The organism is Pseudoduganella namucuonensis (genome assembly GCF_900116645.1).
Taxonomy (GTDB): Bacteria; Pseudomonadota; Gammaproteobacteria; order Burkholderiales; family Burkholderiaceae_D; genus Rugamonas; species Rugamonas namucuonensis.
On sequence record NZ_FPBO01000016.1, the window covers coordinates 63,169 to 78,196 of the forward strand.

Annotated in this window: 14 protein-coding genes; 3 read left to right on the forward strand and 11 right to left on the reverse strand. The window is 65.5% G+C overall.

The genetic code is table 11. The annotated features are described in order from the left end of the window. Window positions 1-24: 24 nt before the first annotated feature. The 11 genes from BM436_RS17580 to BM436_RS17630 form a co-directional block, all read right to left on the reverse strand. Complete coding sequence (locus BM436_RS17580) at window positions 25-612, reverse strand: DUF502 domain-containing protein (RefSeq protein WP_093556830.1); 588 nt, start codon at window positions 610-612, stop codon at window positions 25-27. A 28-nt stretch (window positions 613-640) separates the two neighbouring features. Beyond that, on the reverse strand, window positions 641-955 hold the full coding sequence (locus BM436_RS17585) for an FmdB family zinc ribbon protein (protein WP_093556831.1): 315 nt from the start codon (window positions 953-955) through the stop codon (window positions 641-643). Between the two features lie 65 nt (window positions 956-1,020). Then, window positions 1,021-1,626 carry a methyltransferase domain-containing protein gene (locus BM436_RS17590; protein WP_093556832.1) on the reverse strand — a complete coding sequence of 202 codons (606 nt, stop codon included), beginning with the start codon at window positions 1,624-1,626 and terminating at the stop codon, window positions 1,021-1,023. Further along, window positions 1,623-3,191 (reverse strand): ubiquinone biosynthesis regulatory protein kinase UbiB, encoded by a 1,569-nt coding sequence (gene ubiB, locus BM436_RS17595; protein ID WP_093556833.1) that lies wholly within the window; start codon window positions 3,189-3,191, stop codon window positions 1,623-1,625. Before ubiB ends, BM436_RS17590 begins: the two co-directional genes overlap by 4 nt. Next, a complete protein-coding gene (locus BM436_RS17600) occupies window positions 3,188-3,838 on the reverse strand; it encodes a ubiquinone biosynthesis accessory factor UbiJ (protein WP_093556834.1) in 651 nt (216 codons plus the stop codon). Before BM436_RS17600 ends, ubiB begins: the two co-directional genes overlap by 4 nt. Before the next feature lie 84 nt (window positions 3,839-3,922). Next, window positions 3,923-4,891: a Tim44 domain-containing protein gene (locus BM436_RS17605; RefSeq protein WP_093556835.1), complete on the reverse strand. Its 969-nt coding sequence runs from the start codon at window positions 4,889-4,891 to the stop codon at window positions 3,923-3,925. Window positions 4,892-4,905: 14 nt separating this feature from the next. Further along, entirely contained in the window at window positions 4,906-5,640 is a 735-nt protein-coding gene (ubiE, locus tag BM436_RS17610; protein ID WP_093556836.1) for a bifunctional demethylmenaquinone methyltransferase/2-methoxy-6-polyprenyl-1,4-benzoquinol methylase UbiE, read from the reverse strand. 178 nt (window positions 5,641-5,818) lie between these two features. Then, complete coding sequence (locus tag BM436_RS17615) at window positions 5,819-6,235, reverse strand: gamma-butyrobetaine hydroxylase family protein (protein ID WP_093556837.1); 417 nt, start codon at window positions 6,233-6,235, stop codon at window positions 5,819-5,821. Between the two features lies 1 nt (window position 6,236). Continuing rightward, a complete protein-coding gene (locus BM436_RS17620) occupies window positions 6,237-6,665 on the reverse strand; it encodes an HIT family protein (protein ID WP_093556928.1) in 429 nt (142 codons plus the stop codon). A 56-nt stretch (window positions 6,666-6,721) separates the two neighbouring features. Then, window positions 6,722-10,723, reverse strand: a complete 4,002-nt coding sequence (locus BM436_RS17625; protein WP_093556838.1) for a DUF3683 domain-containing protein — start codon at window positions 10,721-10,723, stop codon at window positions 6,722-6,724. Window positions 10,724-10,941: 218 nt separating this feature from the next. Next, window positions 10,942-11,433: a YqaA family protein gene (locus BM436_RS17630; protein ID WP_093556839.1), complete on the reverse strand. Its 492-nt coding sequence runs from the start codon at window positions 11,431-11,433 to the stop codon at window positions 10,942-10,944. Window positions 11,434-11,590: 157 nt separating this feature from the next. Between BM436_RS17630 and ilvA the strand changes: the two genes are divergently transcribed. The 3 genes from ilvA (at window position 11,591) to BM436_RS17645 (ending at window position 15,016) form a co-directional block, all read left to right on the forward strand. Then, entirely contained in the window at window positions 11,591-13,150 is a 1,560-nt protein-coding gene (gene ilvA, locus BM436_RS17635; protein WP_259741436.1) for a threonine ammonia-lyase, biosynthetic, read from the forward strand. Between the two features lie 169 nt (window positions 13,151-13,319). Beyond that, entirely contained in the window at window positions 13,320-14,153 is an 834-nt protein-coding gene (gene queF, locus BM436_RS17640) for an NADPH-dependent 7-cyano-7-deazaguanine reductase QueF (protein ID WP_093556841.1), read from the forward strand. Window positions 14,154-14,533: 380 nt separating this feature from the next. Further along, window positions 14,534-15,016 carry a PTS sugar transporter subunit IIA gene (locus BM436_RS17645; protein ID WP_093556842.1) on the forward strand — a complete coding sequence of 161 codons (483 nt, stop codon included), beginning with the start codon at window positions 14,534-14,536 and terminating at the stop codon, window positions 15,014-15,016. The last annotated feature ends 12 nt before the right edge of the window (window positions 15,017-15,028 follow it).

A 15,028-nucleotide genomic window follows, 5' to 3' on the forward strand; every position in this document is an offset into this window, starting at 1 on the left:
TTTCTCAGTTCAGGTTAATTTGGTTCATTCGGGCGCAACCACACCCATCGATACGATGTATTTCAGGGCGGCATCGACACTCATGTCGAGTTCGATGACATCTTTTTTTGCCAGCATCAGGAAGAATCCCGACGTCGGGTTCGGCGTGGTGGGCACGTACACGCTCACGTACTCGCCCTCCAGGTGGTTCTTCACGTCGCCGCCGGGCACCCCGGTCAGGAAGGCGATGGTGCGGCAGTCCTGGTGCGGATACGGGATCAGCACGGCCTTGCGGAAGGCGTTGCCGGACGAGCTGAACAAGGTGTCCGACACTTGCTTGACGCTGCCGTACAGCGAGCTGACGACGGGGATGCGGTGCAGCAGCTTTTCCCACAGGCGCACGATGTAGTTGCCGACCAGGTTGTTGGTCAGCAGGCCGGTCAGGAACACGATCAGCACGGTCAGGATGGTGCCCAGGCCGGGGATGTCAAAACCGATCAGGGTGCGCGGCTGCCAGCGTTCGGGCACGAACAGCAGCGACTGGTCCATGGTGCTGATCACCAGGCTCAGCACCCAGGCGGTGATCGCCAGCGGCACCAGGATCAGCAGTCCGGTAATGAAGTATTTGCGCATCGTGTTCCTCTAGTGTTCCTCTTGCCGCTCAGTCGGATTTGGTGGGCGCCGGCGTGGGCGCCGCCGCGGCGGCCGGGGCGTCCGCCTTGGGCGCGTCGGCTTTGGGCGCGGCGCCGCCGCCGGCCGGGGCGCCGGAGACCGCGGTGGTCGGGGCCTTGGCGCCGCCACGGAAATCGGTCACGTACCAGCCGGTTCCCTTTAATTGGAAGCCGGCGGCCGTCAGCTGCTTCTTGAACGCCGCCTTGCCGCAGGTGGGGCAGTCGGTCAGTTGTGGATCGGACATCTTTTGCAAGACATCCTTGCTAAAGCCACAATCATCGCAGCGGTAAGCGTAGATAGGCATCAATTACTCCGCAAAAATCATCAAAACCCTGAATTATAAAGCCTTTTCCCGGCCGTAACGCGATATCAGGTTCGACGCCACACCATCCAGCGCTCCTTGCCCTCGAACACGGGGATGGAATCGGTGACGGGCTCGTCCTCGACCAGGATGAAGGAGGCTTGCAGCAAGGCATCGAGCCGCTCGCGGGCGATGCCGAACGGCGGGCCTTTTTCGTTGTCGTCGAAGAAGAAGTAGCCAGCCAGCAAGGCGCCCGGCGCCAGCAGTTCCGCCCAGCGCGCGGCCACTCGCGGCCACATTTCCCGGGGCAAGGCGCACAGGAAGGCGCGTTCATAGATCAGCCGCAGCGGCGTCGACGGTTGCCAGGCGAAGAAGTCGGCCTCCACCACCCGCTCCTGCCATCGCGGACCGACGGCGGCTCGCGCGGCGGCCACGGCGGAGGGAGAGAAGTCGATGGCGGTGGCGCTCCAGCCCGATTCACTGAAGTGGGCCAGTTCCCAGGCGGAGCCGCAGCCGGGGATCAGCACCGCCGGCGGCTCGTCCGGGAATGACGAGTCGGCCACGAAGCTGCGCAGCCGCTCCGGCACCCCTCCCCTGTCCCACGGCGTGAACCGTTGTTCGAAGCGCTCGTCCCAGAACGCGGGCGACAGCGGGTCGCGGCTCTGGAAGTTCACAGCATCCCTCGCCACTGGAAGTACAGCCGCAGCCCGACCGCGCCGATCACGAAGGCGCCGGCGAAATAGATGACAAAGCTGAGCAGGCGGTTGGTGCGCTGCTGCTCGTCGATCAGCACGCGCAGCAGCTCGTTGTTCGTGTTGTTCGGTTCGCTGGCCACGGTCAGTGCTCGGTGCACCAGGCGCGGCAGCTGCGGCAGCACATGGGTGTAGCGCGGCGCCTCGGCCTTCAGGCGCTCCAGCATGCCCTGCCAGCCCACCTGCTCGGCCATCCAGCGCTCCAGGTAGGGCTTGGCGGTCTTCCACAGGTCCAGGTCCGGGTCCAGCTGGCGGCCCAGGCCCTCGATGTTGAGCAGCGTCTTCTGCAGCAGCACCAGTTGCGGCTGCACCTCGACGTTGAAGCGGCGCGAGGTCTGGAACAGGCGCAGCAGGATCTGGCCGAAGGAGATGTCCTTCAGCGGCCGGTCGAAAATGGGTTCGCAACAGGCGCGCACGGCGGACTCGAGCTCGTCGACGCGGGTCTCCTTGGGCGCCCAGCCGGACTCGATGTGGGCCTCGGCCACGCGCTTGTAGTCGCGCCGGAAAAAGGCCAGGAAGTTCTGCGACAGATAGTCCTTGTCGAAGTCGTTCAGGGTGCCGACGATGCCGAAGTCCAGCGCGATGTAGCGGCCGAACGTGGCGGGGTCGATGGACACCAGGATGTTACCGGGGTGCATGTCCGCGTGGAAGAAGCCGTCGCGGAACACCTGGGTGAAGAAGATCTCGACGCCGTCGCTGGACAGCTTTTTCAGGTCCACGCCGGCCTCGGCCAGGCGTTCGATCTGCGACACGGGAATGCCGTGCATGCGCTCCATGACGATCACGTCCGAGGAGCAATAGTCCCAGTACATCTCCGGCACCATCAGCAGCGCGCCCTCGGCGAAGTTGCGGCGCAGCTGGCTGGCGTTGGCCGCCTCGCGCATCAGGTCCAGCTCGTCGTGCAGGTATTTGTCGAACTCGGCCACGACCTCCCTGGGCTTGAGGCGCTTGCTGTCGGCCCAGATGCGGCCGATGAACTCGGCCGCCAGGTGCATCAGCGCCACGTCCTCGTCGATCAGCTTCTTCATGCCGGGACGCAGCACCTTGACGGCGACCTGCTTGCCGTCCTTCAGCGTGGCGAAGTGGACCTGGGCGATGGAGGCGGACGCCACCGGGATGCGCTCGAAGCTGGCGAACAGCTGGTCCGGATGGCCGCCCAGCGAGCGCTCGATCTGCGCGATGGCCAGGTCGGAATCGAAGGGCGGCACGCGGTCCTGCAGCAGCGCCAGCTCCTCGACGATGTCGAGCGGGATCAGGTCGCGCCGGGTGGACAGCACCTGGCCGAACTTGACGAAGATGGGCCCCAGTTCCTCCAGCGCCATGCGCAGGCGGCGGCCGCGCGGGGCGCTCAGGTCGCGCCAGAAGAACAGCTTGTCCATCAGCTTGGAGGTGCGCGGCACGTCCAGGCCGGAGATGGCGATTTCGTCGAGGCCGTACTGGATCGCGACCCGCAGGATACGTTGCAGGCGCAGGAATTTCAGGATCATGTCGGCTTTCCGTCGGCGTCCGTGGGGTTGGGCGCGCGCTGCGCCAGTTTCTTCTCGAGGTTGGCCAGGCGCTTGGCGAAGCGCTCGGCGTCGTCGCGCAGCCGGGTCACGCCGGCGCCGAATTCCCCCGTCACGACCGGGCGCACCAGCACCGGGTTCTCCTCCAGGAAGTATTCGGCGGCGTTCTCGGCCAGTTTGCGCTGGCCGGTGAGCAGCGCGCCGAAGGCGGCCCTGGCGCCGTCGACCAGGCGGCTGGCGGCGATCGGCCCGAACAGCTTCTCCAGGTCGTGCTCGGCCTCCCAGCGCAGCGACTTGGACAGCTGCGAGATCGTGTTGGCGAACTCGGCGTCGCCCTCGATCTGCACATAGGAGAAGGCGCGCTCGCGGTTTTGCGCGATCAGCGGCAGGTCCGACAGCTTGAGGCGGATGGTGACGTTGGCGGCGCCATCGCCCCCCTCGGCGGCCTCGGTCATGCCGTCGGCGGTCACCCGCAGGCGCAGCACGACCGGACTGGCTGCTATGCAGGCGACCTTGCCCGCGTGCAGGCGCAAGGCCTCGCGGGCCCAGGGCTCTTGCGCCAGCAAGTGGTTGATGGTGGCGGCGACGGGCGCCAGCGGCGAAGGCAGGTTCGGGATGGTGGATGACATGCGTGGACGCTTAAAAAAACAAAACCGCCCAGGCACACTGGGCGGTCTCGATCTTAGCAAAGACTAGGACTGATGTTCAGTGTCTCAGGCAAGTTGCTGGATGCCGGCCAGCAACCAGCCCTTGTCGCCGTGGATGGGCTTGGCCAGGTTCCACACTTCCTGGAACGGCTCGGCCAGCGCGTCCGGCGCGGGCTTCATGGTGCCGTAGAACTTCACGCTGGCCAGGTAGCTCTCGCCGTCGTTCTCGATGCCCAGCAGTTCGGCGTCGATGGTGACCACGTCGGTGTAATCGTTCTGGCCGTTGCGCTCCTGGATCTGCATGCGCATTTCAGCGAACACCTCCGGCGTGGTGAATTCGCGGATGTCGGCGGTGTCGCCCTTGTCCCAGGCCGCCTGCAGGCGGATGTAGTTGCTCTTCGCGTGGCGCAGGAAGGCCGCCGTGTCGAAGTCGGACGGCACGCCCCACGGGGTGTGCGCGGCGGGCGCCGCGCCCGGCTTGCTCAGGTTCAGGCCGGAAGCGGGCTGCAGCGGAGGCAGGCCGGAACCGATCTCCGGGGTGCGGGCGGCGGGTTGCTGCTGCCAGGCGTTGCCGCCGGCGCTGTTGCCCATGTTGCTGCCGAAGCCGGCCGGCGAGGCGGTGCGCGGCGCCATCTTGCTGCGCACCAGGCGGTAGATCAGGAAGGCCGCGCCGGCGATCAGCGCGATCGTCAGGATGGAGCCGATGGCGCTGGCCAGGGCGCCGCCGAGGCCGAAGTGCGACAGCAGCGCGCCCAGGCCCAGGCCCAGCAGCGCGCCGCCCAGGATGCCCTTCCAGGGGCTGGGCGGCTTGACCGGCATGCCGGCCGGCGCGTTCGGCGTGGCGGCCGGCGCGGCCTGGCGGCCCGGGGCGGGCGCGGCGACCGGCGGCGCCGGTTGCGGCGCCATCTTGCTCACGTTCTGCGACTGGCGGCCCACACTGCGGCCGCCGCCCATGGGACGGGCCAGCGCGTCGGTCATCATCGTGCCGACCATCAGCGCCAGGGTGGCGCCTATCATCAATTTTTTCATGTTCATGGCAGTTCCTGTCCTTACAGTTTGATACCAGTGTGCAAAGCGGCCACACCTGCCGTCAGGTTGTAATACTGGACCCGCTCCAGGCCCGCGTCCTGCATCATGGTTTTCAGGGTTTCCTGGTCCGGATGCATGCGGATCGATTCGGCGAGATAACGATAGCTCTCGGCGTCGTTGGCGATCTTCTGGCCCAGCCACGGCAGCACCGAGAACGAATACAGATCGTACGGCTTTTGCAGCGGCTCCGCCACTTTCGAGAATTCCAGCACCAGCAGCTTGCCTCCCGGCTTCAGCACCCTGCGCATTTCCGCCAGCGCCTGGTCCTTGTGGGTCATGTTGCGCAGGCCGAAAGCGACGCTGACGCGGTCGAAATAGTTGTCCGGGAACGGCAGTTTCTCCGCGTCACACAACAACGTGGGGGTGACCATACCACGATTCAAGAGACGATCGCGTCCCACGCGCAACATGGACTCGTTGATATCGGTGAGCCAGACCTCGCCGGTGGGGCCGGCCTGCTTGGCGAAGGCCTTGGCCAGGTCGCCCGTGCCGCCGGCGATGTCCAGGCACTTGAAGCCCGGGCGCACGGCCGCATTGGCGATGGTGAAGGTCTTCCACAGGCGGTGCATGCCGGCCGACATCAAGTCGTTCATCACGTCGTACTTGGCGGCCACGGAGTGGAACACCTTGGCGACTTCCTTCACTTTATCGTCTTCGTTGACGGTCTTGTAGCCGAAATGGGTGGTATTGGTCATGGATGGGCTGCCGGTTGATCTTCCCTCATTATACAAGCAGTACGTGTAACCATTAACCGGACCGTCCCTCGCTAGCGCGCCAGCAGGATGCCGCAAAGCGAACCGAGCCCCATTTGGGGCCTGGCCCCAAATGGGGCTCGGTTCGCCAGAAAAAATCCCGCTCGGGGCGGGATCGGGGTCAGTGCTTGTGGCCGCAGCCGTGGTTGGGCTTGGCCGAGGGCAGCGCGGCGCCGGATTCGCGGCCGCTGTCGCCGTCGAAACCGGCGGCGTGCAGGCGGTCCATGTAATCGCGCCACAGCGCTTCCTGTTCGGCGCCCAGCTTGTACAGGTAGTCCCAGGTGAACAGGCCGGAACTGTGGCCGTCCGTGAAGGTGGGCTTGACGGCGTAGTTGCCGACCGGGTCCAGCGCGCTGACGCCGACTTCGCGCTTGCCGACCTGCAGCACTTCCTGTCCCGGGCCGTGGCCCTTCACCTCGGCCGACGGCGAGTACACGCGCAGCAGCTCGAAGGGGATGTTGAAGCTGGCGCCGTCGTCGAAGCTCACTTCGAGGATGCGGGATTTGCTGTGGACCGTGAGGCCGGTGGGATTTTTCATATTATTTGTTCAGATTGGCCACGATCGCCGCCCGCAATCGCGGCAGCAGGGCGCGGCGCGCGGCCAGCCCCTGTGCATCGGGCTCGCGCTGGGCCGCGGCCCAGGTTGGATTCGGGAAGTGCGCGTCGTCCGCATAACGCGGGATCACGTGCCAGTGCACGTGCGGCGTCATGTTGCCGAAGCTGGCCAGGTTGACCTTTTCCGGCGCCATCACGGCGCGCTGCGCCTCCTCCACCTGCCACACCGCCCACATCACGTGCTCGCGGTCGGTGGCCGCCAGGTCCGTCATTTCCTTCACGTGCCCGTTCCACACCACGCGCGTGAAGCCGGGGTAGTTCAGCTCGTCGACGAAGACCACGGACAGCAGCGCGTCGCGCCAGACCAGCACCGGGCCGCCATCGGCGGCCGGCGGCGCGGACGCCGGCGCCACCACGGGGGTGGACAACAGCGCGCACAGGTCGCACGGCCTGGCCGGCGCGCCGGACGTCACACCAGCACCCGCTCGATGCCGCCGTTGTTGGCTTTCTCGACGTAGGCCGGCAGCCAGTTCTCGCCCAGCAGGTGCTTGGCGATCTCGACGACGATGTAGTCGGCCGTGGTGCCGGCGTCCTCGCTGTAGCGCGTGACGCCGCCCAGGCAGGCCGGGCAGCTGGTCAGCACCTTGACCTCGCCGGTGAAGCCGTCGGCGCGCAGCTTGTCCGCGCCCTTGACCATCTCCTCTTCCTTGCGGAAGCGCACCTGCGTCGAAATGTCGGGACGCGAGGCCATCAGGGTGCCGGAATCGCCGCAGCAACGGTCGTTCTTCTCGATCTTGGTGCTATCCACCGTCGTGATCAGGCCGTTCACCGTTTTCAGCGGGTCCTGCATCTTCATCGGCGTGTGGCAAGGGTCGTGGTACATGTAGCGGGTACCGTTGACGCCTTCCAGCTTGACGCCCTTCTCCAGCAGGTATTCATGGATGTCCATGATGCGGCAGCCGGGGAAGATCTTGTCGAACTCGTAGGTCGCCAGCTGGTCGTAGCAGGTGCCGCAGGAGACCAGCACCGTCTTGATGTCCAGATAGTTCAGCGTGTTGGCCATGCGGTGGAACAGCACGCGGTTGTCCGTCATCATCTTGTCGGCCTTGTCGAACTGGCCGGCGCCGCGCTGCGGATAGCCGCAGCACAGGTAGCCCGGCGGCAGCACGGTCTGCACGCCCACTTCCCACAGCATGGCCTGCGTGGCCAGGCCCACCTGCGAGAACAGGCGCTCCGAGCCGCAGCCGGGGAAGTAGAACACCGCTTCCGTGTCGGCCGTGGTGGCCTTCGGATTGCGGATGATCGGGATGACCTTGTCGTCCTCGATGTCCAGCAGCGCGCGCGCGGTCTTCTTCGGCAGGTTGCCCGGCATCTTCTTGTTGATGAAGTGGATCACCTGCTCGCGGATGGCCGGCTTGCCCAGCGACGGCGGCGGCGCCTTGGTCTGCTTCTTGGCGAACTTCTTCAACACGTCGTTGCCCAGGCGCTGCGCCTTGTAGGCCACGTTCTTCATCACCGCGCGGGTGGCGTTGATGGTCATCGGGTCGGTCGCGTTCAGGAAGAACATGGCCGCCGCCGTGCCGGGGTTGAAGGACTTCTTGTCCATCTTGCGCAGCAGGTTGCGCATGTTCATCGACACGTCGCCGAAGTCGATGTTGACCGGGCACGGCGTCAGGCACTTGTGGCACAGGGTGCAGTGGTCGGCCACGTCCTCGAACTCTTCCCAGTGCTTGATGGAGATGCCGCGCCGGGTCTGCTCCTCGTACAGGAAGGCCTCGATCAGCGACGAGGTCGCCAGGATCTTGTCGCGCGGCGAGTACAGCAGGTTGGCGCGCGGCACGTGGGTCGAGCACACGGGCTTGCACTTGCCGCAGCGCAGGCAGTCCTTGACGCTGTTGGCGATGGCGCCGATGTCGCTCTGCTGCATGATCAGCGACTCGTGGCCCATCAGGCCGAACGACGGCGTGTAGGCGTTGGACAGGTCGGCGTCCATGCCGGGCAGGTTCAGCAGCTTGCCCTTGTTGAAACGGCCTTCCGGGTCGATGCGCTTCTTGTATTCGCGGAACGAGCCGATCTCGTCCTCGGTGAGGAATTCCAGCTTGGTGATGCCGATGCCGTGCTCGCCCGAAATCACGCCGTCCAGCGAACGGGCCAGGGCCATGATGCGCGCCACGGCCTTGTGCGCCAGTTGCAGCATCTCGTAGTGGTCCGAGTTCACCGGCAGATTGGTGTGCACGTTGCCGTCGCCGGCGTGCATGTGCAGCGCCACGAACACGCGGCCGCGCAGCACGCGCTTGTGGATCGCGGCGGCCTCGTCCAGGATCAGCTTGTAGGCCGCGCCGCTGAAGATGTGGCGCAGCTGGGCGCGGATTTCCTGCTTCCAGCTGATGCGCACGGTGCGGTCCTGCACCACGTCGAACAGGGTGGCGTCGGGCTGGCGCGCGAGGCGCGCGTCGAAGGCCGCGTCCAGCGATTCCAGGCCGAGCGCGCGCAGTTGCTCGCGCAGCGAGGCCAGCGGGGTGTCCAGCTGCGCCAGCGTGACCTTCCAGCGTTCCTGCACCAGGTCCAGCAGCGCCAGCGCCTGTTGCGCGCGGTCGCCCAGCATCTCGGCGTCGCCGACCTTGTCGTCGGAGGCGTCGTCGCTCTTGCCGATCGGCAGGTTGCCGGCGGCGAAGAACTCGCGCAGCTCGGCCGCCAGCTGCAGCTTGTTGGTGATCGACAGCTCGACGTTGATGCGCTCGATGCCGTCGGTGTACTCGCCCATGCGGTTGAGCGGAATCACCACGTCCTCGTTGATCTTGAAGGCGTTGGTGTGCTTGGCGATGGCGGCCGTGCGGGCGCGGTCCAGCCAGAACTTCTTGCGCGCCTCCGGGCTCACGGCCACGAAGCCCTCGCCCACGCGGGTGTTGGCGATGCGCACCACCTCCGAGGCGGCCAAGGCCACCGCGTCCTCGTCGTCGCCGACGATGTCGCCGAACAGCGCCATCTTCGGCAGCACGCCGCGTTTCGACTTGGTGGCGTAGCCGACCGCGCGCAGGTAGCGCTCGTCCAGGTGCTCCAGGCCGGCCAGGCGCAGCGTGGCGAACTGCTCGCCCTTGGCGGGCAGGCCGTCCAGGTAATCCTTGATCTCGACGATCGACGGGATCGCGTCGCGGGCCTGGCCGAAGAACTCCAGGCAGACGGTGCGCGCGTGCTTGGGCATCTTGTGCAGGATCCAGCGCGAGGACGTGATCAGGCCGTCGCAGCCCTCCTTCTGGATGCCGGGCAGGCCGGCCAGGAACTTGTCGGTGACGTCCTTGCCCAGGCCTTCCTTGCGGAACACGCGGCCGGCGATCTCCAGGATCTCGGTCTTGAACGGCTCGCCTTTCGACTCGCCGCGCGCGTTCGGGTGGGTCCACTCGAGCTTGAAGCGGGCCAGCGGGGTGTCGTGAATCTTGCCCAGGTTGTGGTCCAGGCGGGTCACTTCCAGCCAGTCGCCGTTCGGGTCGACCATCTTCCACGAGGCCAGGTTGTCCAGCGCGGTGCCCCACAGCACGGCCTTCTTGCCGCCCGCGTTCATCGCGATGTTGCCGCCGATGCAGGAGGCGTGCGCCGAGGTCGGGTCGACCGCGAACACGAAGCCGGCCTTCTCGGCCGCTTCCGACACCTTGTTCGTGATGACGCCGGCGCCGGTGTAGATGGTCGCGTATTCGCGGTCCACGCCGGGCAGGGTCTTCATCTCGACCGGGCCCATGTTGAGCAGCTTTTCCGTGTTGATGACGGCCGACAGCGGCGTCAGCGGAATGGCGCCGCCGGTGTAGCCGGTGCCGCCGCCGCGCGGGATGATGGTCAGCCCGAGCTCGATGCAGCCCTTGACCAGGCCGGCCATCTCGTCCTCGCTATCGGGCGTCAGCACCACGAACGGGTACTCGACGCGCCAGTCGGTGGCGTCGGTCACGTGCGAGATGCGCTTCATGCCGTCGAAGCAGACGTTGTGCTTTTCCGTGTAGCGGCCCAGCACCTTGGTGGTGCGCTTGCGCAGGTCGTACATCTGGCGGAACTCGGCGCCGAAGTCGGCCACGGCCTGGTTGGCCGCCTTCAGCAGCTTTTCCACGTTCTCGCTGCGGGCCTGGTCGCCGCCGGCGTCCACCGCCAGGCGACGCTTGTCCACCTCGTGCAGGCGGTGGTGCAGGGCGTCGATCAGCTCCTGGCGGCGCTTGGGATTGTCCAGCAGGTCGTCCTGCAGGTAGGGATTGCGGCGCACGGCCCAGATATCGCCCAGCACCTCGTACAGCATGCGCGCGGAACGGCCGGTCTGGCGCGCGGCGCGCAGCTCGTCGAGCAGGCGCCAGGACTCCTCCCCCAACAGCCGGATGACGATCTCGCGATCGGAAAACGACGTGTAGTTGTAAGGGATTTCGCGCAGCCGGGTGGGCGCGGGACCGTTGGGCGACTCGGCGAGCAATGCTTGGATTTGTGCTGGGGCATTCATGGTTTGAGGGACTGCGGACTGACCATAAGGATGAACATTCTATCTTATTGCGCCGCACCACGTCCCATTAGCCTTCGGCGCCGCAAGGTTGCGCGAGGGGCCGGGCGCCGAAATTTATACGAAAAACGGCAACTTCCTAGCAATTTAATACCAATGGTGGCCATCCAGCCGTTTTTCCTTTGCCATTTGCGCCCCCAAGCAAAATAGCCCGACGACGCTCAGCCCAGCACGCGCGCGATGCTTTTCCAGACGCCGTCCGGCACATACAGCAACAAAGTGGTCATCGTCAGGTAGCGCGCCAGCTTGCCGACAGCCATGTAGGCGATGCAGGGCCAGAACGGCAGCTTGAGCCAGCCGCCCAGCGTGCACAGGGGGTCGCCGATGCCCGGCACCCAGGACAGCAGCATGGTTTTCGCGCCGTAGCGCGCCAGCCACGCGAACCAGCGGCTCTCGCGCTCCTTGGCGAAAGCCACCTTGGCGCGGTAGCCCAGCCAGTAGTCGACCGCGCCGCCCAGCGTGTTGCCGCAGGTGGCGACCGCGATCGCCGGCCAGAACAGCGCCCCGTTGGCCTTGATGGTGGCGAACACGACGGGCTCCGAGCCCAGCGGCACGAGGGTGGCGGACACGAAGCTGATGAGGAAAACCGAGGTCAGCCCGACTTCCGGCGCTGCCAGCAGGTCCAGCAGCCAGCGGATGGTGGATTCGATCATTCGTCCATTATAATGAAAGCGCATACCGCACGAGGTACCGCAGGGATAACCCATGCGGCGCCCGCTCAATCCCGCGCCACCCGCGCGGACGAAGGTTCGCAGCCCCATCGCGGTTACCCGCCGTTGAGAGCATGTCCTTGCAGCGCTTATCAGAGCCATCGGCCCCACTACATCGCAGACTATGACTATCGACTACCTGAAGAAGATCCTGACCGCCCGCGTCTATGACGTGGCCCACGAGACGCCACTCGAGCTGGCGCCGACCTTGTCGCAGCGCTACCAGAACCGAATTTACTTCAAGCGCGAAGACATGCAGGACGTGTTCAGCTTCAAGATTCGCGGCGCCTACAACAAGATGGCGCACCTGAGCGAGGCGCAGCTGAAGCGCGGCGTCATTTGCGCGTCGGCGGGCAACCACGCACAGGGTCTGGCCTTCTCCGCGGCGAAACTGGGCGTGCGCGCCACCATCGTGATGCCCACCACCACCCCGCAATTGAAGGTGGATTCGGTGCGCGCGCGCGGCGGCGCCAACGTGGAGGTGGTGCTGCACGGCGAGTCGTACACGGACGCCTACAACCACGCGCTGACGCTGGAAAAAGAGCAGAAGCTGACCTTCGTGCACCCCTTCGACGATCCGGACGTGATCGCCGGCCAGGGCACCATCGGCATGGAGATCCTGCGCCAGCACTCCGGCCCCATCCACGCCATCTTCGTGCCGATCGGCGGCGGCGGCCTGATCGCCGGCGTGGCGGCCTACGTCAAGCAGGTGCGCCCGGACATCAAGATCATCGGCGTGCACACCTTCGACTCCGACGCCATGGGCCGCAGCCTGAAGGCGGGCGAGCGCGTGACCCTGGCCGACGTCGGCCTGTTCGCCGACGGCACCGCCGTGCGCCTGGCCGGCGAGGAGACCTTCCGCCTGGCGCAGATGTACGTGGACGAGATCATCATCGTCGACACCGACGCCATCTGCGCCGCCATCAAGGACGTGTTCACCGATACCCGCAGCATCCTGGAGCCGTCCGGCGCGCTGTCGATCGCCGGCGCCAAGGCCTATGTGGAGCGGGCCGAGCTGACCAAGGAGCCGATCAAGAACGAAACGCTGATCACCATCGCCAGCGGCGCCAACATGAACTTCGACCGGCTGCGTTTCGTGGCCGAGCGCGCCGAGCTGGGCGAATCGCGCGAGGCGGTGTTCGCCGTCACGCTGCCCGAGCAGCGCGGCAGCTTCAAGCGCTTCTGCTCGCTGATCGGGCCGCGCAATGTCACCGAGTTCAACTACCGCATCAGCGACGAGCAGGACGCGCACGTGTTCGTGGGCGTGCAGATCTCGGACCGCGGCGAATCGGGCGCGCTGGCGCGCAACTTCGAGGCCAACGACTTCAAGACGCTGGACTTGACGCACGACGAGCTGGCCAAGTCCCACCTGCGCCACCTGGTGGGCGGCAAGAGCGCGCTGGCCAAGGACGAGCTGCTGTACCGCTTCGAGTTCCCCGAGCGTCCGGGCGCGCTGATGCGCTTCCTGGATTCGATGGCGCCGAACTGGAACATCTCGCTGTGCCACTACCGCTCGCAGGGCGGCGACGTGGGCCGCATCCTGATCGGCCTGCAGGTGCCGCAGGAAGAGATGGACGCCTTCGCCGGCTTCCTCGCCACCCTGGGCTACCGCTACTGGGACGAGACGCAGAACCCGGTCTACAAGCTGTTCCTGGGTTAATCCGCGCCGCCACTCGGGGGACAGACCCGCGACCGGCGCCGCCGACAGGATGGCGGTGTGTGGCGCGGATGGTCTGTCCCCGGTTTCACGCCAACCATGCGCGGACACATATGCCGGCGGGACGCATTTGCGCTACCATGCGTCCTTCGCCCCACGCTTCGATGCCGCCATGACCAATACCGCCGACCTGTCCCCGCTGGGCAAGAATTCCGCCTACCGCACCGATTACGCGCCGGAACTGCTGTTCCCCATCCCGCGCCAGGGTAAGCGCGACGAATTGGGCCTGACCGGCACCCTGCCCTTCTTCGGCGTGGACATCTGGAACGCCTACGAGCTGTCCTGGCTGAACATGCGCGGCAAGCCGCAGATCGCCGTGGCGCGCGTCACCGTGCCGGCCGATTCACCCAACATCGTCGAATCGAAATCGTTCAAGCTCTACCTGAACTCCTTCAACCAGACCCGCCTGGCCAACGCGGACGCGCTGAAATCGCTGCTGATCCAGGACCTGTCGGCCGCCGTCGGCGCCAATGTGCACGTGGCCATCACCCCGCAGGAGGAATTCGGCACGCTGGCGATGGGCGAGCTGGACGGCCTGCTGCTGGACCGCCTGGACATCGAGGTCGACAGCTACGCGCCGCAGCCGCACATCCTGAAGGCCAATCTCGACGACCTGCCGGTGCAGGAGACCTTCGTCTCGCACCTGCTGAAGTCGAACTGCCTGGTCACCGGCCAGCCGGACTGGGGCAGCGTGCAGATCCATTACGCCGGCCCGCAGATCGACCAGGAAAGCCTGCTGAAATACCTGATCGGTTTCCGCGAGCACAACGAATTCCACGAGCAGTGCGTGGAGCGCATCTTCGTCGACATCCTGCGCCAGTGCCAGCCGCAGCAACTGTCCGTCTACGCGCGCTACACGCGCCGCGGCGGGCTGGACATCAATCCATGGCGCAGCAACTACAGCACCGGGCAAAAGCCGTCCAACCTGCGCAACGCGCGCCAGTGATGCTCGGCGGCAACTGGGGTTTTCCTTCCTCCCGCGTTGCGCGGCGCAAACGTGTATCACCCGCCCGTTTTTTGTCTTACAATGAATCAATAACTGTTGCAGATTTCGAAGCTGCTGCCGTTAACCTTTTTAGACGTTGAAAAATTGGCGAAACTGCATTCTCTCAGGTAAATATCTGGCGTTTACCCTGAAAAGTGCGTGCGGCGAGCTTTTACCCCTGCCAGTGTGAATTTAACAACGTCACGATCCCGTCAAGCCGGAACGTGACGGATTGTGGAGCCAGCCTTGGCGCAAGCGAATTCATGTTACACGGCGAAAAAACAAGCCTATAATTCTGCTCGCAAGCCACCTTTGTGCGCCGCACCATTCCACGTCGCGTTATGAATAACCTGAGCAAAATCCTATCCCTCGAAAACGTCCAGCTGGATCTAGAAGTCTCCAGTAAAAAACGTGCTTTCGAGCAAGCCGGCCTGATCTTCGAGAACAACTGCGGCATCGCCCGCTCCACCGTGTCGGACAACCTGTTCGCGCGCGAGCGCCTGGGCTCCACCGGGCTGGGGCACGGCGTCGCGGTCCCGCACGGGCGCATCAAGGGCATGAAAAGCCTGAAGTCGCCGCTGGCGGCCTTCGTGCGCCTGGCCGAGCCCATCCCGTTCGAGTCGCCGGACGGCAAGCCGGTCAGCCTGCTGTTCTTCCTGCTGATCCCGGACCACGTGACGCAGCAGCACCTGGAAATCCTGTCCGAGATCGCGGAAATGTTCTCGGACGACGCCTTCCGCGCGGCCCTGCTGGCCGATCCGGATCCGCAATCGGTACATTCCCGTATCGTCAATTGGCAACCCAGCTTGCAAGCCGCGGGTTAAACTACGGACTTT